Source organism: Aerococcus sp. HMSC10H05 (genome assembly GCF_001806975.1).
GTDB classification, from domain to species: Bacteria; Bacillota; Bacilli; order Lactobacillales; family Aerococcaceae; genus Aerococcus; species Aerococcus viridans_B.
In genome coordinates, this window is the sequence record NZ_KV786958.1 from 1 (window position 1) to 21,107 (window position 21,107).

At 38.0% G+C, this 21,107-nt stretch carries 21 protein-coding genes; 2 read left to right on the forward strand and 19 right to left on the reverse strand.

The window, feature by feature from the left end:
- Positions 1 to 40 precede the first annotated feature (40 nt).
- From dnaI to HMPREF3116_RS01905, 8 genes are all read right to left on the reverse strand, one after another.
- Entirely contained in the window at positions 41 to 985 is a 945-nt protein-coding gene (dnaI, locus tag HMPREF3116_RS01870) for a primosomal protein DnaI (RefSeq protein WP_083272717.1), read from the reverse strand.
- A 2-nt stretch (positions 986 to 987) separates the two neighbouring features.
- The gene (locus HMPREF3116_RS01875) at positions 988 to 2,517 is read right to left on the reverse strand and encodes a DnaD domain protein (protein WP_246819017.1); all 1,530 of its coding nucleotides are present in this window, start codon (positions 2,515 to 2,517) and stop codon (positions 988 to 990) included.
- Between the two features lie 29 nt (positions 2,518 to 2,546).
- Entirely contained in the window at positions 2,547 to 3,080 is a 534-nt protein-coding gene (gene nrdR, locus HMPREF3116_RS01880) for a transcriptional regulator NrdR (RefSeq protein ID WP_070467386.1), read from the reverse strand.
- A 79-nt stretch (positions 3,081 to 3,159) separates the two neighbouring features.
- Positions 3,160 to 3,768, reverse strand: a complete 609-nt coding sequence (coaE, locus tag HMPREF3116_RS01885) for a dephospho-CoA kinase (RefSeq protein WP_070467324.1) — start codon at positions 3,766 to 3,768, stop codon at positions 3,160 to 3,162.
- 37 nt (positions 3,769 to 3,805) lie between these two features.
- Positions 3,806 to 4,633, reverse strand: a complete 828-nt coding sequence (gene mutM / locus HMPREF3116_RS01890) for a DNA-formamidopyrimidine glycosylase (RefSeq protein WP_070467326.1) — start codon at positions 4,631 to 4,633, stop codon at positions 3,806 to 3,808.
- A 170-nt stretch (positions 4,634 to 4,803) separates the two neighbouring features.
- The gene (gene polA / locus HMPREF3116_RS01895; RefSeq protein WP_148129213.1) at positions 4,804 to 7,488 is read right to left on the reverse strand and encodes a DNA polymerase I; all 2,685 of its coding nucleotides are present in this window, start codon (positions 7,486 to 7,488) and stop codon (positions 4,804 to 4,806) included.
- The gene (locus tag HMPREF3116_RS01900; RefSeq protein WP_070467329.1) at positions 7,478 to 8,023 is read right to left on the reverse strand and encodes a hotdog family protein; all 546 of its coding nucleotides are present in this window, start codon (positions 8,021 to 8,023) and stop codon (positions 7,478 to 7,480) included. Before HMPREF3116_RS01900 ends, polA begins: the two co-directional genes overlap by 11 nt.
- Positions 8,024 to 8,214: 191 nt before the next feature.
- Positions 8,215 to 9,465, reverse strand: a complete 1,251-nt coding sequence (locus tag HMPREF3116_RS01905) for an ArgE/DapE family deacylase (protein WP_070467331.1) — start codon at positions 9,463 to 9,465, stop codon at positions 8,215 to 8,217.
- 274 nt (positions 9,466 to 9,739) lie between these two features.
- Between HMPREF3116_RS01905 and HMPREF3116_RS01910 the strand changes: the two genes are divergently transcribed.
- Complete coding sequence (locus tag HMPREF3116_RS01910) at positions 9,740 to 10,411, forward strand: histidine phosphatase family protein (protein ID WP_070467332.1); 672 nt, start codon at positions 9,740 to 9,742, stop codon at positions 10,409 to 10,411.
- A gap of 186 nt (positions 10,412 to 10,597) precedes the next feature.
- Here the strand turns inward: HMPREF3116_RS01910 and HMPREF3116_RS01915 are convergent, their stop codons facing one another.
- The 6 genes from HMPREF3116_RS01915 to HMPREF3116_RS01940 are packed head-to-tail and all read right to left on the reverse strand — an operon-like array spanning position 10,598 to position 14,826.
- Entirely contained in the window at positions 10,598 to 11,131 is a 534-nt protein-coding gene (locus tag HMPREF3116_RS01915) for a dihydrofolate reductase family protein (protein WP_070467334.1), read from the reverse strand.
- 36 nt (positions 11,132 to 11,167) lie between these two features.
- A complete protein-coding gene (folK, locus tag HMPREF3116_RS01920) occupies positions 11,168 to 11,677 on the reverse strand; it encodes a 2-amino-4-hydroxy-6-hydroxymethyldihydropteridine diphosphokinase (RefSeq protein WP_070467336.1) in 510 nt (169 codons plus the stop codon).
- A gap of 2 nt (positions 11,678 to 11,679) precedes the next feature.
- The gene (gene folB / locus HMPREF3116_RS01925) at positions 11,680 to 12,081 is read right to left on the reverse strand and encodes a dihydroneopterin aldolase (RefSeq protein WP_070467337.1); all 402 of its coding nucleotides are present in this window, start codon (positions 12,079 to 12,081) and stop codon (positions 11,680 to 11,682) included.
- A 12-nt stretch (positions 12,082 to 12,093) separates the two neighbouring features.
- A complete protein-coding gene (folP, locus tag HMPREF3116_RS01930; RefSeq protein WP_070467339.1) occupies positions 12,094 to 12,933 on the reverse strand; it encodes a dihydropteroate synthase in 840 nt (279 codons plus the stop codon).
- An 18-nt stretch (positions 12,934 to 12,951) separates the two neighbouring features.
- Positions 12,952 to 13,506, reverse strand: a complete 555-nt coding sequence (folE, locus tag HMPREF3116_RS01935) for a GTP cyclohydrolase I FolE (protein ID WP_070467388.1) — start codon at positions 13,504 to 13,506, stop codon at positions 12,952 to 12,954.
- A 42-nt stretch (positions 13,507 to 13,548) separates the two neighbouring features.
- Positions 13,549 to 14,826 (reverse strand): bifunctional folylpolyglutamate synthase/dihydrofolate synthase, encoded by a 1,278-nt coding sequence (locus tag HMPREF3116_RS01940; protein ID WP_070467341.1) that lies wholly within the window; start codon positions 14,824 to 14,826, stop codon positions 13,549 to 13,551.
- A gap of 237 nt (positions 14,827 to 15,063) precedes the next feature.
- Here HMPREF3116_RS01940 and HMPREF3116_RS01945 point away from each other — a divergent pair, with 237 nt between their 5' ends.
- Positions 15,064 to 16,020 (forward strand): glutathione S-transferase family protein, encoded by a 957-nt coding sequence (locus HMPREF3116_RS01945; protein WP_070467343.1) that lies wholly within the window; start codon positions 15,064 to 15,066, stop codon positions 16,018 to 16,020.
- A gap of 232 nt (positions 16,021 to 16,252) precedes the next feature.
- Here HMPREF3116_RS01945 and HMPREF3116_RS01950 read toward each other — a convergent pair whose 3' ends face one another.
- The 5 genes from HMPREF3116_RS01950 to HMPREF3116_RS01970 all read right to left on the reverse strand — a co-directional run bounded on the left by HMPREF3116_RS01950 (position 16,253) and on the right by HMPREF3116_RS01970 (position 21,028).
- On the reverse strand, positions 16,253 to 16,840 hold the full coding sequence (locus HMPREF3116_RS01950; RefSeq protein WP_070467344.1) for a uracil-DNA glycosylase family protein: 588 nt from the start codon (positions 16,838 to 16,840) through the stop codon (positions 16,253 to 16,255).
- Positions 16,841 to 16,850: 10 nt separating this feature from the next.
- Entirely contained in the window at positions 16,851 to 17,669 is an 819-nt protein-coding gene (locus tag HMPREF3116_RS01955; RefSeq protein ID WP_070467346.1) for an ADP-ribosylglycohydrolase family protein, read from the reverse strand.
- Positions 17,670 to 17,792: 123 nt separating this feature from the next.
- A complete protein-coding gene (locus HMPREF3116_RS01960) occupies positions 17,793 to 19,595 on the reverse strand; it encodes a M3 family oligoendopeptidase (protein WP_070467348.1) in 1,803 nt (600 codons plus the stop codon).
- Positions 19,596 to 19,801: 206 nt separating this feature from the next.
- Positions 19,802 to 19,987, reverse strand: a complete 186-nt coding sequence (locus tag HMPREF3116_RS01965; protein WP_070467350.1) for a hypothetical protein — start codon at positions 19,985 to 19,987, stop codon at positions 19,802 to 19,804.
- Between the two features lie 33 nt (positions 19,988 to 20,020).
- Positions 20,021 to 21,028: a nucleoid-associated protein gene (locus HMPREF3116_RS01970; RefSeq protein WP_070467352.1), complete on the reverse strand. Its 1,008-nt coding sequence runs from the start codon at positions 21,026 to 21,028 to the stop codon at positions 20,021 to 20,023.
- Positions 21,029 to 21,107: the final 79 nt, after the last annotated feature.

The following is a 21,107-nucleotide window of genomic DNA, read 5'->3' on the forward strand; positions in this document are numbered from 1 at the left end:
CCACCAACACTATTTATCATAGAACCAAAAAAAGAAGGTATTAACCGTTACGACGGTCTCTACCTCCAACATAAATTTCTTCACTTAAATATTTAATACGTTCCATAATACGTGCGGATTTGGCCACATCGACACCTTCTCGAGTAGTTGTTAAAAATTCTTCCAACTCTGCCATTGAGAAATTAGAGGTAAAGAAAGTGGATAATTGCTCTTGCATCCGGTACTGTAAAATCACACCTAGGACATCGTCTCTTACCCATTCACTATTTGACTCAGCACCAATATCATCCAACACTAAAACTTCTGCCTGTTTAATCTCATTTACCCTTTGATCTACTGTATTCGTGCGAATACGTGATTTCAGATCTACCAACAGTTCTGGGTAATGAACTAATGTAGATTTCACCCCATGCTCAGCTAGAGTGTTGACTAAAGCTGCTAGGATGTGCGTTTTTCCAACACCAAATTGGCCATGTAAATACAAACCTTTATGATAGATATTCGGTTTACTTGTATAGGCTGAAATAAATTGTAGACTTTTTTGAATTGCTTCAAAACGATCTTGATAGTCATCTGTTGTCATCTTTTCAAAAGATGCTGACCGCAAACTTTTGGGCATAGATACCATGGTGACACGCTTGTTCAATTCTTCCGCTTCTTGTTGTTGAATAAAAGCTTCAGTAGGATGGTAATCTACATCAATGTAGTTAACATTCATTATTAAATTAGGTGCATATTGGATAAACTTCTTTTGTCCTAGCGCATCATTCCCATTTTCTCGTGCAAATTCATATAATTTTGAGAATGATTTTCTCACAATCTCATCTTCAAAATTTAATTGATATTTTGCAAGAAAAGCCTGCACATCTGGGTCATTTTGGACAATGCTTTCGATTTTAGCTTGTCGTTCCTTGAAAATCGGATTGCGGTTAAATTGTTGTTTAAGCGAGTCTCCTACATTTTTCATTTGTTTATTATCAGCCATACTTACTCACCTTCTTTTGTATTTAATGATTGCAACAATTGTTGAATCTCAGCTTCTTGCGCACTTAGAGATGCTTTATTTTCTTGTTTAGTTGTCGCTTCTTTTGATGCGTCTTGTTTATTCACTTTTGGTGCACTTACCGGCTTTTGGTATTTATCCTGTCTTGAATCAGGATCTAACCATTTCGGCTTAACAGAAGCCTTTTGTGTTTGGTAACGCCCCTTGGCGATCCGATTTTTTTGTCGTTTTTCATAATTTTCAGCACTTTTTTGTTTACGTTGTTTCAGGTATATCATGGCCTCTTCAGGCTCAATAACCTTATTTTGACGCCAATCATCCGCAACACTTTCCAAGTAGGAACGAGTTAACCGGGGCTGCTCAAGTTCCACTAAACAAAATTGCACCATCACATTTAGGGTTGCAGGCTGAATCACACCCAATTCAATCAATTCCGTGATTGCTTTTCCTTCAGACTTCGTTAAGTAACCACCTTTTTGTTCCTTAATTGACTTCGCAAAGGCAATTGGGGGATAGTTTCTCGCCAATTTGGAAAATGACAATTCTTCTTGTGTTAGGCCTTTCTCTAACCATACTTGATCTGCTTGATCAACTTGCTGTCGCTTGGCTGTCTCACTAACAGTAATCCGGTCTGTTAAGCGAGCTTTTGTTCTTTCTACATGCTCTTCACCCTCTTGACCAGCTTGCTGGCTAGATTGATTTAAAGCTAATCGCTGCAATTTGCGAACATCGATTTGATTCGTCCGTAAATCTGTAGCTGATAATGCCAATTCTTTTAAATCTACTTCATCAAATCCATAAAGTTGATGTAGGGTTATAAACATTTCCTTCACTTCATCTGTAATCGCTTTTTCAGAAATAAAAGACGACTGTAGTAATTCTTTCAAAGTAGTCATATCTAGACTTGAACTCGTTAAGGTAGTCGCTTTAGTAGCTGGATTTTTTTGCATCAATCTAGCTTCAATTTCATCTGAAATGGGATAGTACTGACTTGGTAATCGATAGACATCTTGAAAAGTAGCGGTCACTTCAGTCCAGTCTGTTGACGTTAATTCAACTGGCTTCTTAGCTGAAAACTTATCGAGCATGAATTGATATCGGTCTTGGCCTAAACGATCCATTAGTAAACTAGACATAATTGGATCAGAAAAAATATGCTTACTATCTAAAGGAGCTTGTAACTGAAAAATTGTCGTCACTTCATCTTGACTATGATGGTCACTTTTTTCATAGACTTGCAGTAAGCCAATTGCTTCCAAACGACGTCTGGCCTTCACATACTGCTCTTTACCGACCACCATTTGTTCCATTAAGTCAAAATGGCGTAACGGTCGTGAGACGAAATCCCCTAATTGAATATTGGCATAAAGTGTCTGGTAAAATGCATAAGCTGTGCCACCGATAATTGGTTGATACAAATGTAGTAAAACTTGTTGGTCGATATCTGAAATCCAGTGAGGTTGGGTAATTTGCACAAACCCTTTTGGATCTAAATTTTGCCATGGGTATGCCATTATGATTACCCTCCCTTCTAAAGCATATTTTAGTCTATGTCCTCGTCTAAATCTTTAGCATCATCTGCATTGTCTACTGGATGAAACTGATCATCATGATCGTTTTGTGCATTCCGGCCTCTTAATCGTTCAATTTCTCTTAAAAAAACAGTTGGATCTTCAAATCGGCGGTATACACTAGCATAACGGATATAAGCTACTTCATCAATATCCGGCAAAGCCGCCATTAATAATTCCCCAATTTCAGAAGCTGGCACTTCATTTTGACTACGAGATCGTAATTCAGATTCCACATCTTGGGCTAGCTTTTCAAGTTGATCTGCCGATACAGGTCGTTTCTCTGCCGAACGAATCAACCCACGCAAAACTTTCTCATGTGAGAATTCTTCTCTCGTTCCATCACGTTTGACCACCAACAATGGTGTTCTTTCAATCCGTTCAAAAGTTGTAAAACGAGCACCACAATCTAGACACTCTCTACGTCGACGAATAGATCGATTATTCTCTGCTGGTCGACTATCAATTACTTTTAAATTAGTTGAACCACAATTTGGACATTGCATATATTTAGCACCTCTACTTTCATTTTTATATACGTGAATAATTTCTCGATTCATTATAGCACAAAGCCTGATATCCCCCTTATTTAAGCGGTTGGAAACCAGAAATGCCAAGCCAAGCATCTAATTGTTGATGTGTATCTGTAATTGAACCAGTATTATCAATTACTACATCTGCCATCATCACTTTCCGTTCAATCGACATTTGACTCGTCATGCGTTGAAATGCTTCAACCGGCGTTAGATGATCACGGTTAATTAGCCGGTCTAATTGAATGGTTTCTGACACATAAATCACCATAATTTGATCACAAGTATCTTCAAAGCCATGCTCAAATAATAGGGGGATATCCATCACAATCAACTCATGCCCAATAGCCTCATATTTATCTTTTTGACTATCCAACCAGTCACGTATAGGTTGGTGTAACAATTCATTTAATTTTTCACGTTCCTTATCATCACTGAAGATAATCTTGGCTAATTTTTTGCGATTCAATACACCATTTGGAAAGACAATATCATCCCCAAAATGTTGCTTTACTGCTTCTAACCCTGGTTGACCAGGTTCAACCACCACTCTGGCACCATAATCGGCATCAATCACTGGAAAACCTGCTGTCTTAAAGAATTTACTTGCTGTTGATTTACCTGTTGCAATACTGCCGGTTAGTCCTAAAATATGACTCATAAGACCTCCATTATTAACTTTTCTATTTAATAGTAATTTATTCATGTATCGTTTGGCAATGTGGACAATAGTGTGTCCCTCGCTGTGCCACTTTTATCTTTTCAATAGGGGTACCACACCGTTGGCAAGGGTTATCTGTTTGACCATATGCTTTTAAATAATTGGCAAAATGACCATTCTCACCAAAAGTATTCGTATAAGTACGAATAGTCGTGCCACCAACTGCGATTGCTGCTTGTATAATGTCACGACTAGCTTCAATAATAGCTGTGATTTCATGATCATATAAAGATGCGCCAATTTGTTGTGGGTGTACTTTTGCTTCATACAAGATTTCATCTGCATAAATATTACCAATCCCTGCAACAACAGACTGATCCAATAATACCGCTTTAATTGGCCGCTTTGTCCGCATTAACCTTGCTTTGAAATCTTCAAAATTTAAGTCCGCTGGCTCTGGTCCTAAATTTAATTGTGCGATTGCTGCGTCTGTATCCGCCTTATCGACCATATGGATGCGACCAAATTTGCGCACATCTCTATAACGGAGATCATTGCCATCTGTTAAGTGACAGATAACATGTGTATAGGGATCAACAGGGGTGTCTTGCTTTTCATACAAATACTTTCCTTCCATCCGTAAATGTGCTATCCAAACAACATCAGTCCAATAAAAAAGCAAAAATTTACCAATACGACCAACCTTCATCAATTGTTGACCTGGCATACGGTTTTCAAAGGCTTCGAGTCCACCTTCAGCTTGCACAATTCTCGGCCAAGTTACCGTCACAGATGCTACTGTCTTTCCAACAACAATTTCTTCTAAACCACGTCGAACAGTTTCGACTTCTGGCATTTCAGGCATCACTCCACCACTTTCTAACGTAACTCCTTCACTTATTTTAATGCAAAATACACATATTGGAAAGATAGTAGACAGACAAATCTTTCCAGTAGCTAACTAGGCTTAAACGCCTATCTTAGAGAGGATGAAAAGAGGTGCTATTCAATATGAACTGCACCTCTTACCAATCGTTATTTTGCTTCGTACCAGCTTGCGCCATAATTCGACTCAATTTCTAACGGCACATCTAGTTGGGCTGCTGATCCCATAATTTCTGTGACTAATTTTTCTAGCGTTTCAATTTCATCTTTTGGTACTTCAAAGACCAACTCATCATGGATTTGTAATAACAAATTCGCTTTTAACTTATTTGTTTTAAGTGCTTCATCCATTTTCACCATAGCAATTTTGATAATATCAGCTGCCGTTCCTTGAATCGGTGTATTCATCGCATTTCGTTCCGCAAACGACCGCACATTAAAGTTCTTCGCATGCAAGTCTGGTAAATAGCGTCGACGATTAAAGAGTGTTTCTACATAGCCATCTTCCTTAGCTTTTTCAACGACATCTGTCATATAAGCTTGAACACCTGGATAATTCTCCAAATAAGTATCAATAAAGTTTTTGGCTTCTGGTCGAGAAATATTCAAGTTTTGACTCAATCCATAATCAGAAATACCATAGACAATCCCAAAGTTTACTGCTTTCGCATTTCGTCTCATATTAGGTGTTACTTCGTCTCTTGTTACGTTATAAACCTTCATAGCTGTAGATGTATGGATATCTTCATGGTTATTAAAAGCTTCCTGCATATGCTTATCACCTGAAATATGCGCTAAAACCCGTAATTCAATTTGTGAGTAGTCACTTGAGAAAATCACCCAATCATCATGACTTGGCACAAAAGCTTTACGGATACTCCGTCCCTCCTCAGAACGAATCGGAATATTTTGTAAATTCGGATCAGCTGATGACAATCGTCCAGTTGACGTTAAGGTTTGTTGGAAACGAGAATGAATTTTACCATCATCGTGGATAAATCCTTGTAACCCCTCAACATATGTTGATTGTAGTTTGTTCAACTGACGATAATTTAAAATTAAATCGATAATAGGCGCTTGTCCTGCTAGTTTCTCTAAGACATCTTGAGCAGTAGAATAACCAGTCTTTGTTTTCTTAATCACCGGTAAGCCCATATCTTCAAACAGAATGGTCCCTAATTGCTTAGTAGAATTCACATTAAACTCACGGCCTGCTTCTTTCCAAATATCCGCTTCAAGGCCATCAATAATCTCTTGGAATTCCGCTTGCATCGTGACTAATTGCGCCTTATCTACGGAAATACCCAGAATTTCTAGATTAGCCAACACCAATGCCAATGGTAACTCCATTTTTTTGTATAGATCAGTCATTTTATTGGCTTCTAATTGTGGACGAATCGTTTCTTGTAATCGTGCAATCATATAGACTTTACGCGCAATATGATCATACATAGTTTGTTGATCTTCAGGTACACTACGTTTAGCACCCTTACCGTAAATGGACTCATCATAAGATAAATCTTCCATATCAAATTCACGAGCAACTTCCGCTAAGTCATTGGAGTTATCACGAGCATGTAATAAATATGAACCAATTAAGACATCATCTACAACACCCACAAAGTCGATATCTACATAGTCCAACATCACTTTTGTCCGCTTCGCATCAAAGACAACCTTCGTCATCTTCTCATCCGTTAACCAGTTTTTAAACAAGTCGGATTGCAATAAGCTTGCATCACCAGCAAAGATTTTTGACCCATTTGTCCAGGCAACAGCCACAATATCTGAATCATGATAGTTTTTACTCAAGTTTTCCAGATATATCGCATAACCATCTTGGACCGGTTCACTTGGGAAATGATCTGTTGTTAAATCTTCAACCGATGCCACATATGTATAATCCACATCCTTCCAATCTTCTGTCAATAAGTCAGCTTGGTTTGAATTTTCTAATAGGCGTGACATAAATCCATTAAAGTTCATATCCTTATAAAATGACATTAAGGGTTCAAGCTGTTTACCTTTATATGGTAGGTCAGCTAGTTCAATCGTTACTGGTGCATTCAGTTCAATACGAGCTAATTTTTTTGAAAGAATCGCATTGTCTTTTTCGTTGATAAGATTTTCTTTACGTTTTGATTTCTTCATGTCGTCAATTTGTTCATATATAGCTTCCATTGATCCATATTCATGAAGTAGTTTTAAGGCTGTCTTTTCACCAATCCCAGTTACACCTGGGTAGTTATCTGAAGAATCACCCATTAATCCCTTCATATCAACAATTTGTTCAGGTGTAATACCCATCTCTTCCATAATAGAAGCCGGTGTATAAGACCGTAGTTCCGATACTCCTTTTCGAGTGATATCCACTCGAACATTATCACGTGCTAACTGCGTTAAATCCTTGTCTCCAGAAATCACCACAACATCAAACTCTTCAGGATCAACAGATGTCGCAAATGTACCGATAATATCGTCAGCTTCATAATTGGTCAAGTCATAGTGGGCAACACCAAAAGCATCTAATAAAACATTGAAAAATGGCATTTGCTCTCTAAATTCAGATGGTGTTGATTGACGCCCACCCTTATATTCATCAAAAAATTCATTTCTAAAAGTCGTTTTTCCAGCGTCCCAAGCCACTAAGGCATGCGTTGGCTGTTCTTTTTCCAAAATATTATTCATCATTTCATGAAAAGCAAATAAGGCATTGGTATGCATACCATTCTTATTTACAAATGAATAAATATTATGGATAGCAAAAAAAGAACGAAAAGCTAGAGAAGATCCGTCAAAAAGGACAAGCTTCTTCTTTTCTTTATTAATACTCAATTGAGTCGCCTCCTGAAATTCGTTGGAATACACCTGCATCAATCGTATCCGTATCATTTTTTAGGTGCTCTTGTGGTGGTAAAACGGTTAACATAGCGTCTAATACACGGTCGTCGTCAGTCGCATTGGTATACTTCCCTATACAGTGAATTGTCACAAATTGTTTTAATTCTTCTACACGAATAACTTCAAATTCAAAAGTAATGATTGAATTATGTGGAATCGAGTGAATAATGTTAATATTCATTTCTACTAAACGTGACCCAGGTCCAGGGAAGTTCATAGATACCGTACGGGTGATAATGCCCATTAAGGCAATTGGTGGTACCACAACATCATCCGGTGTAAGTCCTGCCTTATGTGACGTTTGTTGTAGATATGCGGGATTTGAATCAGCAGTTACCCCCATATATAACAAAACATCTCGCTCTCTGATAGATTCAGTTACCCGAAAAGTATCTCCAACCTTTATAGATTGAAGTGTTTTGCCTATTGCAGCAAATTCTTGAGTCTCTTCTAAATTATGTTCTACCATATGTGATACTCCCCTAGCTTATTTTATGTGATCTCCAACGTTTATTTGTTGCGGTAATCGCAACAGTCTCCTTCATATTTTAACAAAGATATTCATTATATGCGACAAATACCATAGTGCACTAATCTAAACAATTATACTGGCTATATGAAAAAAGCCATGACCAACATGTCATAGCTTTTAAAACTGTTTTATTTGTTTTCTAAGTAAGTAGCTAACAAGTCAATATATAAGTTAACGAATGTTAGATACTCATCTTTGTCCACATATTCATCAATTTGATGTGATGTTGTTGAACCTGGACCAAAAATAATAATCGGATAACCAGCAGGTTTATTAGCCACAAAGTTTGCACCATCAGTACCTCCCGTCATTGGCACTACAGCTAGGTCTTGATTTAAATATGTTGCACCTAAGCTTTTCGTTAATTGAACTAAATCTGAATCTACGCCACCATTTAGGGGTTTTAAATCAAGAGTGAGTTGTAAATCAAAATCTGCACCTTTATCCAAGAATGCTTGATAGACCTTATTAAAAACACCTTTTACAGCTTCATTGTCAAATTCAGGTACAGTACGAATATTGAAGACAACTTCCGCATGGTCAGGAATCGTATTCACTTGATCACCACCACGGAATACAGTCACGTTAAAAGTTGGTTGTTTCAATAATTGATCTAATTCTTGATTACCAGCTTCATCCCCTTCAACTGCACCGTATAGGTTTAATACAGGTGAAAAATCTAATTGACCAAAACTAATGTCCTTAGTTGCTTCTCTGAAAGCTTCTTTAAATGCTAAAGCAAAGTCCATTAATGGGTCAATTGCATTTATCCCACCACGAGGTCTAGAAGAATGAACCGATTTACCGCGTGAAGATACGACGAAGTTCATTGATCCTTTATGAGATGGATGAATCATACCTGTAGTTGGTTCTCCAATCACAATCGCATCAACATCTGTCAGATATCCAGCATCCTCCAGTTGAATAGAACCAACCGCACCATTTTCTTCGTTATAAGTCGCTAATAGTCGTAAAGTACCCTTCTCAAGTAAACCTTGTTCCTTAATTTCAATCATGGCAATCACTAGTGCAGCTAGTCCGCCCTTCATATCTGTTGCACCACGGCCAAATAATTTGCCATCGCGTTCCGTCAACGTATAAGGATCAGACGTCCAAGCTTCTGCATTTCCAGCAGATACGACATCCATATGACCAGAAATTGCTAAAACTGGTGAACCTGAACCAATTTCTGCTATTAAGTTCGCACGACCAGGAATCCCTGTTGGAATTACTTTTGACTCTATACCATATTCGTCTAATAAAGCCGCTAAATAGTTCGCCACATCTTCTTCATTACGGTCAACAGTCTCAATCGCCACAATATCACTTAAAATTTTAATTTTTTCTTCATCAGTAAATACTTTTGCTACTTTTGTCAATCAGAACACTCCTCATTTTTCTGCCAATTCCTATGGCATTCATCTCTACCGTTCATTCTAGCACGAATTTCTGATAGTAAATAACAAATTGCCCACGAGTTTTCAATCAGGAGTGTTCGCTTTTATTGAACTAAGTGTGTGAATAACTCTCGCAACTGAATGAAGCTAGTTTTAGGTTAAAACCACCATTCATTTAGAAATCGTTTTCATAAATCGTTTATTATGCTAGAATAAAGTTAACATCGAATTTTAAAATATGAGAGGAGTGAATAAAATGGCAGCTATCCATTATTACTTTGTCCGCCACGGTGAAACAACCGCTAATGCAGATCAACGCATTCAAGGTTGGACGGATTCACCAGTCACACGTACTGGTATGCGTGTTGTAGACCAAGTAGCTGATACTCTAGCAGACATCCCTTTTGATTTAGCATATACAAGTGATTTAGACCGGTGTATTGAAACTGGTGAACGCATTTTAATGAAACAAGATCATGATATTCAACTTTTTCCAGTTGAAGGTTTTAGAGAATACAATTTTGGTGGTTTAGAAGATCAAGATATTGAAAAGGTATGGCCAAAGTCCATTGGTCAATTGGTTGACGACATGCGTATCAATCAAATCCCTTCCACCCAATACGTGCCATTGATTATTGAAAATCTTGTTGCACGTGACGAAGAGGGAAATTCAGAAGACTTTATTACATTTTGGCATCGTATTGAAGAAGCCATGTTGGATATCCATGACGATGCCTTAGAAGTCGGTATGGAAACCCAAAAACAAGATATCAATGTTTTAATCATTAGCCACGACATGCCTATACGCTTCTTCTTACATGAAGTACTAGCTGAATTTGACCTTAAAGAAGACTTAGATTATGGCCATTATGCCCATGTTGTCTATGCTAAAGGTGCTTACGAACTTGAAGAATTTAACCAAGTATAACGCCATACAATTCATTCACATAAATAAAAAAGGTGGGGTTGCTGAATAAACCACACCTTTTTTGGATACTTAAACAAATTTCGACGCAAAACAACTATTCATATATACCCGCCCTAATATAAGGTATATATGGATTATATATCTATCCTTCTTCATTTCTAAAACAGTTAAAAATATTCGTATTCCTTAACGTCTATGATAAATATGAATGGTTAGGCCACCTATCACATCAACTTGGTCTAATTGTAAAGGTATACTTTCATTTAATTCATAAAATAAAGGTTTACCTTTACCTAAGATAATCGGTACAGTCCCAATAATGTACTCATCTATCGCATTTGCTGCCATAAATGGTTTCAATACAATTCCCCCACCATATAAGTAAATATGGTGACCTTGCTTTTTCTTTGCCAACATTAATTTCACAATTTGTCCTGGTTTGACAAAATGGATATTCCCCTCATTAGGTCGTTTTTCATTTGTCACCACATAAATCGTTTTACTTGGGAAATCTGCTGCAAAACCAATTTTATAAGATTGATGTCCCATTACAATCAAGTCATACATATCGAAAAAGGTTTCGAGTGCATACGGTGAATCACCCGTTGAGATATCTTTTAAGTGAGGACCTGGCATACCTTCAATAAAATCAAACTGATCATCTGAGTCAGCGATATATCCATCTACACTCTGTACAATACTTAAGGCAATTTTACCCATTCTTTCTCCTTCCTAATCAGCATTTATTGCCAATGGTTATTGCGCTAATCTGAATCCTGAAATCCGGACATCGTCTCTTTCCGCTTGTGGTAGTTGGTCGCGTAAACTAACAACTGATTGCCCTAGAATAGGGACCTGCCATGAACCAACGATATCAGCTGCCGGACATAAGACAAAAGCACGTTCATGCATCCGTGGGTGCGGTACTTGTAAGTCTGGTGTGTCAATAATCTCTTCGTCTATAAGTAAAATATCTACATCGATGGTGCGGGGACCATTTTTAATTGTTCGAACACGCTTTTGATCCTGTTCAATCTTTTGACAAAAAACTAATAAACTATCTTCATCTAAATCTGTTTGAATATGAATAACCATATTTAAAAAGTCTTCTTGGTCAAGATAACCTTTAGGCACAGTCTCATAAATTGGTGAAATGCTCTTCACTACCATTGATTCATGCTGTTTAAAAGCTGCTACTGCATTTTTTAAGTGATCTAATTTAGGGGCGATATTTGATCCTAAGGCAATTAATATGTCACGTTGCATCTTTATTTCACCTCATTTATTTGGTCAAACCATGCACGGTCACGTTGGATTTCAATTGCAACACTATCATAGATGCCACGAATTGGCGGATCAGGTTTTACTATTTTAATGGTTACTGCTTCAACAAAAGAAAAGTCAGATAAAATGCGTACTGCTAATTTATGAGCTAACCGCTCTAATAATTTTACTGGAGGTTGATGGACCACAACATCTTCAATCACAGTATAAACATCAGCATAAGACACCGAATCGTACATATTGTCTGATTGCCCAGCTGGACCTAAGTCAACAGTTAAGACAGCATCCACATTAAAACGTTGTCCTAAAGTTGTTTCCTCAGCTAACAAGCCATGATTGGCGTAGAATTGCAGGTTATTTAAATATATTTTGTCCCTTGTTGCCATCTGACTTCCTCCTCATCGCGCTAGGGGCGCTACTTGTCCACGTTTAATGGCATCCGCAACTACCGCTGCTTCCTTGTTTACTTTCACATTGTGGACACGAACCATATCAGCACCCGATAAAATACCCGAAACAGTAGTAGCTGCAGTAGCTACGTCCCGCTCATTAGCCGGCACATCCACTAATTTCCCTAAGAACCCTTTCCTTGAAGTGGCTAAAAGGATAGGCATACCAAAGCTAGCTAATTCTTGTAATCCTTGAATTGCCAACAAGTTGTCATCCGCTGTTTTTGCGAACCCAACCCCTGGATCAAGAATTAATTGGTCATCACGCATACCTTGTTTACGGGCAATCTCAATAGATGCTTGTAAGTCCCTTTTCATTTCATCCATCATATTTTGATAGGGTTTATATGTTTCACGGTTATGCATCAAAATCAAGGGGGCATCAAAGTCAGCACAAACCTTCGCAATTTCAGGTTCTCTAGTTGCTGCCCATTGATCATTGATAATGTCTGCGCCAGCTTCTAAGGCTTGACGGGCTACTTCAACTTTCCAAGTATCCACTGAAATGATAACATCTGATACTTCACGTATAGCCTTCACGGCCGGCACAACTCGCTTTAATTCTTCTTCAAGGATTACTGGTACATGACCTGGGCGGGTTGATTCCCCGCCTACATCAATAATATCTACTCCCTCTGACACCATCTTCTTCACTTGGGCAATCATATCATCTGAAGCGAGATACGCACCACCGTCCGAAAATGAATCAGGCGTCACATTTAAAATGCCCATGATCCAAGTGTGGTCGCTTGGGAAATTGAAGGTTTTATTTAATCGTTTAATATACATCTACTCACAAACTTTCTACTATAATTGCATCATATCTAAAGCCTCTTGACGGCGGTCACGATCGTTATAAACACCACGTGTTGCATAGGTAACCGTTTTACTACCCGGCTTCTTAATGCCTCTTAGCGTCATACACATATGTTCTGCTTCAAGGACTACATAAACCCCTTCAGCCCCTAATTCATTTGCTAATACATCCGCGACCTGGTTGGTCAACCGCTCTTGTAATTGTGGTCTTAAGGCAAAATCTTCTACAATCCTAGCCAATTTAGATAAACCAATAACTTGACCGTCTTTTGGAATATAAGCGACATGTGCTTGGCCAATTACCGGTAATAAGTGGTGCTCACATGTTGAGTGAAAAGGGATATCCTTTACCAACACAAATTCTGATGCTGATTCAGAAAATGTTTTTTCTGTATGTATTTTAGGATCTCTAGTTAAGCCATCAAATACCTCTGCATACATCCTAGCTACTCGCTCAGGGGTTTCAACTAACCCTTCACGGTCCGGATTTTCGCCAATAGCAAGCAATATCTCTCTGACTGCTTTTTCAATTCGTTTCGTGTCCATTTTGTCACCTTTTTCCATTTTTTTTAATGTTCTACTATACTTTTATGCCTTATTTTGAATCATCTCTCGAAGATAGCCCACAAAATAGAATGAACCAAATATACATAAGACATCTTCGCTATTTAAATCTGCTATTGCCATTGCTAAGGCTGCCTGATCTGACTCAGCCAGTGCAACAGTTACGCCAGTTTTTTCCACCATAGTGGCTAATGCCTCAGCAGGTAAGGCACGATTTGAATGAGGGGTAACTGTAATAATCTTTTGAAAGATGGGCGCAATCTCTTTGACAACATGTACGACATCTTTATCGGCTAACATGCCCATAATCGCTACTCTTTTCCCTATTTTTTCAGTTGGATAATGGGTTAAAAGTGCCTCCTTCAATGACAGGATGCCATCCATATTATGTGAGCCATCTATAATAATGGCCGGATTTGTTGCAACTTGTTCAAAACGTGCTGGCCAAGTAACTGTCATAAGCCCCTGTTGGATAGCTTGGTCTGAAATGGTGATGCCTTGTGCTTTCAAGGCATAGGTAATTTCAATTGCTAGGGCGGCGTTATTCACCTGATAAGGTGCCTGTAAATTGAGTTTATACTGGTGTCCTTTATAATTGAAAATTTGCAATCCCAGGCTATCGTAACCTACTAGTTCAATATCGGCTGGTTTGACTTCATGTATAGGTACTTGAAGCTGGTCAGCTTGATGTGCGATGACCTGTTTTACCTCATCAACTTGTGGATAGACGACTAAGGGAACGCCAGTTTTTAATATACCTGCTTTCTCACCAGCAATTTCTGTTAAAGTGTTGCCGAGAATTTTCTGATGATCTAAAGCAATTTTTGTGATAACGGTGACCAGTGGTTTCTCGATGATATTGGTTGCATCTAATCTCCCGCCTAAGCCAACTTCTAAGACGACAAAGTCTACTTCTTCAGCTTCGAAGACCAACCAAGCGAGTCCAGTAAATACTTCAAATTCAGTATAGTATTCATCAGGTGCTAAGGCTGCTGTCATCCGATCAACTTGTTTCATCAATTGGTCATCCGTCACTTGCTTGCCATTAATTTGAATCCGTTCGTTAAAGTCTACCAATGATGGAGAAGTAAATAAGCCGACTTTATAGCCTGCCTGCTCTAGGATCGTACTAAGCATTTTAGCTGTAGACCCTTTACCATTAGTTCCAGCAATATGAATCGTTGGTAGTTCGTTTTCTGGATGGTTAAAATGAGCCATTAATTGTTTCATTGATGCTAATCCTAACACCATTTCGCCTGCGGGTGCTAGGGGTAACTTTGCTTGAAGTGATTCGTATCGCAATGATTAAGCCTCTTTTCATGATGATTTAAACGGATAATTTGATACCAGTCCAATTAAGTATAGCTAACTTTTATTTGTTAGTCATCAACGGATGCCTATTTTTCAATAGTTCGTGTTCTACGAATAACTATTCTAATATTAGTCAACCGCTATTGCTTGAGAAATCAACGTCATTATATTACAATAGGTGTATATTAGTTTGAAATCGAAATATTAGTTCTAAAAGGAGATGAAAGAATGGGATTATTAGTAGACGGGGTCTGGAAGGACCAATGGTATGATACCAAATCAACAGGTGGACGTTTCGTCCGGAAAGATTCTCAATTCAGAAATTGGGTGACTAAAGACGGCTCACCTGGACCATCAGGTGAAGGTGGCTTTAAGGCAGAACCAGGACGCTATCACTTGTATGTATCTTTAGCTTGTCCTTGGGCTAGTCGTACTTTAATGATGCGCAAATTAAAGGGTCTAGAAGACATGATTTCCATTTCGATTGTCAATCCAATTATGTTGGAAAATGGCTGGACTTTTGCGCCAGATCAAGGGGTTATTGCTGATCCTATCTTAAATGCTGACTTCCTATACCAAGTTTATACGCACGCTGACCCTAACTATACGGGTCGTGTAACTGTACCAGTTTTATACTATAAGCAAAATGATACGATTGTGAATAACGAATCGTCTGAAATTATGCTGATGTTCAATACTGCCTTTGATGATATTGGTGCTATTGAAGGTGATTACTATCCTGAAGCACTGCGTGACCAAATCAAAGAAATGGATGATTACATCTATCCAAATATTAATAACGGTGTCTATAAAGCAGGTTTCGCAACAGATCAAGCTGTTTATGAAGAAGAAGTTGGTCATGTATTTGACGCCCTAGAAAAAATAGATGGTATCTTAGCCAACAATAAATTCTTATTGGGTGATCAATTTACTACTTCCGATATCCGCTTGTTCCCAACACTAATCCGCTTTGAGCATGTTTACTATGGTCATTTTAAATGCAATATTAAACATTTAACTGACTTTGAAAATGTTTGGCGTTATACGCGTGAAATTTACAACATGCCAGGTATATCTGACACAGTTGATTTTTACCATATCCAACACCACTACTACGGTAGTCATCCAACCATCAATCCGAATGGTATTATTCCAGCTGGACCTGTAATCAGTTTAGATATTTAACTGGTTGAAAGGTAATAAAGTCAATAAAAAACTGGTGTTTTACTGATAACAGTACACCAGTTTTTGCTTTTATGATAAGAGTAATTATCCTTTCACACCGTCTTCTTTAACGTTTAATAAAAGGAAATTGTAATGTCTCTTTTTAGCATGCTGTAAGTTAGCTACTATTTAGTATCTAAAATACTCAATTGCTTATACTGCGATATCATCATCCTACTTTTTTATCCATAACCTAATCTGCTTGAATATACTTCGCTATCAATTTCTTAAAGTCTGGTAGTACATCAGTTTCAAACCAAGGATTCTTTTTCATCCACCGTTGATTTAAGGGCGATGGGTGCACTAGCGGAAAGTAATTGGGTAAATAATCTTGGTAGTGTCTAACCGTTTCTGTTAAGTTTTTTTGCCGTTCTTTTCCTAAATAATGTTTCTGTGAATAATTACCGATTAAAATAATTGTTTCTAGGTCTGGCATTTCTTTCAAAATTTGGGGATGAAATTTTTCCGCAAATTCTTTTCTAGGCGGTTTATCTCCTGTTTTGGCTTTACCTGGATAATAGAAATCCATTGGTAATTGGGCAATGAGGTCAGTCTCATAGAAGGTCTCTCTTGAAACGCCCATCCAATCCCTTAAACGGTCTCCAGACTGATCATTCCAGAAGATTTGGGTTTCCTCAACCTTCTTACCCGGTGCTTGCCCAATAATGGCCACTCGGGCATTTTTTGAAGCATAGAAAACGGGATCAATCCCTCGGTCTGTATAATCTTTATTATAAGGATCATCAATAATTTCTTGTTTAATATCATCAAAAATTGTCATCATTATCCTCCTATCCAATAAATGATTGCCATTTAGTGAAAATTGTCCGCAAATCATCCGGTAAATAGGTCAGTGTTTTCATTACAAGATCATCCGGTATATCCTGATAATAAGCTGAGGCTATAGCCCCTGTCATATTGGCGATTGTATCTGAATCTCCGCCTACTGATACCGCATTGCGGATGGCATCTTCAAAATGATTGCTTTCCAAAAAGGCTTGAAAGGCTACTGGGATAGACCCGGCACAAGAAACATCAAATTTGTAAGTTGGCCTTATCTCATCCAAGCTAAAATCAAGTGGATAAAAATCAGCCATTTTGCTAACAATTATCGCCTTATCTTCCACTGATTTAGCAGTCACAACTGTTTTTGCCATAGCCTGCGCACCATATATACCTTCTTTGGAATTATGGGAAACTGACGTAATCAAATTCACCAAATAATCGCGGTCTTGACTTGATAAATCTAAATCAGCTACCGGTGAAATACGCATGGCCGCTCCGTTTCCGTATGAGCCATAAGGTTCTGGATTATCTGAACGTAACCACTTAGAAAAGTTTAAGCCATAGCCAGCCAACGGATAAGCGCTACCTAATTTTTGCATAGACCTTATCATCAGCGTTTGAATTGCCGAATCATCTTGACCTAGCTGCAACTTTTGACTGGTCATGTCCATAAGTGCATCTACAACCGCCAAGGTCATCACTGTATCATCAGTGAACCGATTCTTTTCAGTAAATAGTTCAAATGCTTTGTCCTTATGATTGTGCCGTTCAAACCGTGACCCCACTACGTCACCAATAATCGCGCCAATTACTGCAGTCGTCATTTTCCCATCTCCACAAATATCATTATTCAATCAATTATAACATGCACAACTTCAATGGTTTGTAAAAAGCAGGTAAAGGAAATATACTCTCACCTGCTTTTAGAATGACCTTATATGAATTGTTTAGATTAAATCTTCTGACTCAGCCAAGAATTCTTTCACATCTTGAGCCGCTAAATCAATCGCTGCTTGCCAGAAGTCTGCTTTCGTTAGATCAGCATTTAAATGTTTCATCGCTAAATCTTCAGTTGTCATACGACCGGTATCTTTTAATAAGGCAATATAACGTTCTTCAAACCCTTCAGGTGCTTTCAAGTATTCAGCATAGATCCCTAAACTAAACATATAGCCGAATGTGTATGGGAAGTTATAGAAAGGTACATCATCGATAAAAAAATGTAACTTGCTGGCCCAGAAGTGTGGATGTAAGTCATGAATAGCTCCACCAAATGCTTCTTCTTGTGCTGCAACCATTAACTCATTTAAACGACTCTCTGAAACAAACCCTTCTTGACGTTCAGTATAAAAGGCTGTTTCAAACAAGAAACGCGCGCGGATATTCATAAACATAGCAATGGCATTTTCCATTTTAGCGTTTAATAACTGTAGACGCTCAGACTTATTTTTAGCTTGTTTTAAGTTCGCATTTGCCACGATGGTTTCTGCAAAAGTTGAAGCAGTTTCTGCTACGTTCATTGCATAAGCCTGGTTGGATGGTGCTTCACTAGTTAATACCTCTGAATGGAAAGCATGGCCTAATTCATGCGCTAGCGTCGACGTATCATTTCTTGAACCAGTAAAAGTCATAAAAATACGCGTTTCATTTTCATTAATAGTTTCTGTACAGTAGCCCCCTGGACGCTTACCAGGACGATCTTCTGCTTCAATCCACCGTTTATCGATAGCTAATTGGGCAAAGTCTGCTAGCTTATCTCCAAAAGTTCTAAAGTTTTCTATCACAAAGTCCGCTGCTTCATCATAAGTAAAGGTTGTTGGTTTCGTATCTGGGAAATTTAGCGGTGCGTCAACGTCCTGCCAGTTTAATTCATCTAGACCAAGCAACGCTTTTTTACGGTTTAAAAACTGTACAAAGATATCTTTATTGTCTGCAACAGCTTGCCACATCGCTTCGACAGTTTCAGCTTGAATACGGTTATATTCTAATGGTTCTTCCATGAAGTCAGCGTAGCCATGCGCTTTTTGAGTAGTTAAACGGTAACCAGCTAAATGATTTAATACATCCGCAAACACCGGACCATATTGAGCAAATGTCTCTTCCCAAGCAGCAAAAATCTTCGCTCTATTTTCAGGGTTTGGGTCAGCATACATATTATTCATCGCTTGTCCCACAGAATAATCATGATGGCCATCATCCAGGTCAACCGAAATCGTCATCACTGAAGCGGTAGTAGAATAGGTATTTGACCAGCCTGATAAACCATCGATTTGTAATTCTGATAAAAGGGCTTCTGCTTGATCATCTAACAAGCGTTTAGCATCGCGGCGCGCTTCTTCAAGGATAAAGGCAATTTCCGCTAAGCGTGGTTCCGCTAAAAAATCTTGGAATGCAGCATCTGAAAGAGTCGCCAATTGTTTATTTAAACCTTTACGCGCAATTTCATAAGCTTGGTTTAAAGTCGCTACCTTATTAATCGCTGCTGAAGCGGCTTCATCACGCATATCTGCGTCACTAGCCATTTGGGCATAAGTCATTAAGGTTGTATATTCATTTAAATACTGATCAGCTTGATCAATGATATCTGCAAAAGTGACGGATGCATTTTCTACATTCACATCAAAAGCCTGCATCACCTTGATTAAAGCATCACGCTTTTCAACTAAACTAGTTAAAGCTTCCTTGAATGCTTGACCTGTTACCCCGCCTTGATACATGGCGTTTAAGTCCCAAGTGTCATTATATTTCATCTAAAAACCCTCTCTACTTGTATTATTTTCACTATCATTATTTTACCCCTCTTCAAAGTGTTGTCAATGAACCGCATTTTTTACAAGCTTAGTCTAATGGGGTGAATGAACGAAGTGATGATTGACTATACGACATATACGAAAAATGATAAAAAGGGATGCGATACTTAGCGCACATCCCCTTATATTTTTTAACGATCTACTGCTTATTTATTTTTTCGTCTGTTTTCAAGTTCAAAGACAAATCCAACCATAATAATGGCTGCAAAGATAAAGCGAAAAGCCGTTTGAAATTGCTCTGGATTTGGTACAAACAAGATTGTCATCATATAAACGATAAAGAATACGATTAAGGCAGACCGCCAACCTAACGCTTTCAGCTTTTGCCACATATTTACTAGACCCTTTCTTTAATCCAATAGTAACTAGAACATATTTTTGATTTTCTCAATATTTTTGATTTCAACTGATAGTGTCCCATCTGGATTATTTTTAATTTCCACTACTTCTGGGTCATTAAATAAGTCTAGTGGAATGGATAATTCTATGCCATTTTCAAACTTGAATTTTTGTCTTTGCATATTGTTGCCCAGTAATTCTGGCATATAGGGTGTTTCATCAGCTAAACCTTGTTCATTGGTTTCTTCGAAGTAAGCTTGTTTACGTGAGAAATTATCACCATACATCACTTCAGCAATTGCTTGATTATCGATAGCTTGATTTTCATGAATCGTATCATGAAGGATCTGCTTCACCTCAGCTAAATCTTGATAGTCATCTTCTCCAAATTTCTTGGCAGTTTTAGCAACCGCCTTTTTGATGATATTAACCGATTCTTTCATACTTGGATTGGTTTGAATATCTAGAAAAATTTCGCTCAGATAATTTATTCGTTCACCATATTCCTCAATGAGATGCTTCTTCTCGATTAAGAAATATTCTTCTGTTTCCATACAGTATAGAAATCCTTCGTCAATCGCTTGGGTTGGACTTGGTAAAATCGCACGATTAATGATTAGATCATTCTTTAAATTATCTTGATCATATTCAACATAGTGGGTATAAGACTCATTATGGTTTAATTTAAACATACCCACAAAATACGCTTCATCTAGCCAAAATCCCGTCCACAACAAATCTGCTGGTTTAATATCCGGATTTAATTTGGTGAAATTGAAGAAACGGTTGGTCAACTTTTGTGTACCATGCAAGAAATTTTCCGATTGATTCATACCCACTAAAATTTCTTTAGCAGGACTTCTATCAGGTAGTTTTCCTACCTTTTGTTGCGCTGTGTACATGATTTTGCTCATCATCTTTTCGATATATTCCACCATGTATTGTTCTTTATGGTCCAAAAGTGTCTGTGATAGGACGGGCTCGTTAGTATTCGTATCGAAAATATGTAGTACTGCGGCATCAATCCTTAACATGTCGTATCCCTCTTTCTTTAGCATTCCTTCCTATTTTAACTTATAATGGGCTTGTAAGATAGAAAAGTTCATATATATT

Excerpts from the sequence above, each read along its gene's own strand:
- mutM (WP_070467326.1), bottom strand. The coding sequence starts at position 4,633 with ATGCCTGAAATGCCAGAAGTCGAAACTGTTCGACGTGGTTTAGAAGAA.
- dnaI (WP_083272717.1), bottom strand. The coding sequence starts at position 985 with ATGGCTGATAATAAACAAATGAAAAATGTAGGAGACTCGCTTAAACAA.
- HMPREF3116_RS01910 (WP_070467332.1), top strand. The coding sequence starts at position 9,740 with ATGGCAGCTATCCATTATTACTTTGTCCGCCACGGTGAAACAACCGCT.
- HMPREF3116_RS01965 (WP_070467350.1), bottom strand. The coding sequence starts at position 19,987 with ATGTGGCAAAAGCTGAAAGCGTTAGGTTGGCGGTCTGCCTTAATCGTA.
- folP (WP_070467339.1), bottom strand. The coding sequence starts at position 12,933 with ATGTATATTAAACGATTAAATAAAACCTTCAATTTCCCAAGCGACCAC.
- HMPREF3116_RS01950 (WP_070467344.1), bottom strand. The coding sequence starts at position 16,840 with ATGACAATTTTTGATGATATTAAACAAGAAATTATTGATGATCCTTAT.
- folK (WP_070467336.1), bottom strand. The coding sequence starts at position 11,677 with ATGCAACGTGACATATTAATTGCCTTAGGATCAAATATCGCCCCTAAA.
- folE (WP_070467388.1), bottom strand. The coding sequence starts at position 13,506 with ATGGACACGAAACGAATTGAAAAAGCAGTCAGAGAGATATTGCTTGCT.
- HMPREF3116_RS01960 (WP_070467348.1), bottom strand. The coding sequence starts at position 19,595 with ATGAAATATAATGACACTTGGGACTTAAACGCCATGTATCAAGGCGGG.
- HMPREF3116_RS01945 (WP_070467343.1), top strand. The coding sequence starts at position 15,064 with ATGGGATTATTAGTAGACGGGGTCTGGAAGGACCAATGGTATGATACC.
- nrdR (WP_070467386.1), bottom strand. The coding sequence starts at position 3,080 with ATGCAATGTCCAAATTGTGGTTCAACTAATTTAAAAGTAATTGATAGT.
- HMPREF3116_RS01900 (WP_070467329.1), bottom strand. The coding sequence starts at position 8,023 with ATGGTAGAACATAATTTAGAAGAGACTCAAGAATTTGCTGCAATAGGC.
- HMPREF3116_RS01915 (WP_070467334.1), bottom strand. The coding sequence starts at position 11,131 with ATGGGTAAAATTGCCTTAAGTATTGTACAGAGTGTAGATGGATATATC.
- coaE (WP_070467324.1), bottom strand. The coding sequence starts at position 3,768 with ATGAGTCATATTTTAGGACTAACCGGCAGTATTGCAACAGGTAAATCA.
- folB (WP_070467337.1), bottom strand. The coding sequence starts at position 12,081 with ATGGCAACAAGGGACAAAATATATTTAAATAACCTGCAATTCTACGCC.
- HMPREF3116_RS01970 (WP_070467352.1), bottom strand. The coding sequence starts at position 21,028 with ATGTTAAGGATTGATGCCGCAGTACTACATATTTTCGATACGAATACT.
- HMPREF3116_RS01955 (WP_070467346.1), bottom strand. The coding sequence starts at position 17,669 with ATGACGACTGCAGTAATTGGCGCGATTATTGGTGACGTAGTGGGGTCA.
- HMPREF3116_RS01875 (WP_246819017.1), bottom strand. The coding sequence starts at position 2,517 with ATGGCATACCCATGGCAAAATTTAGATCCAAAAGGGTTTGTGCAAATT.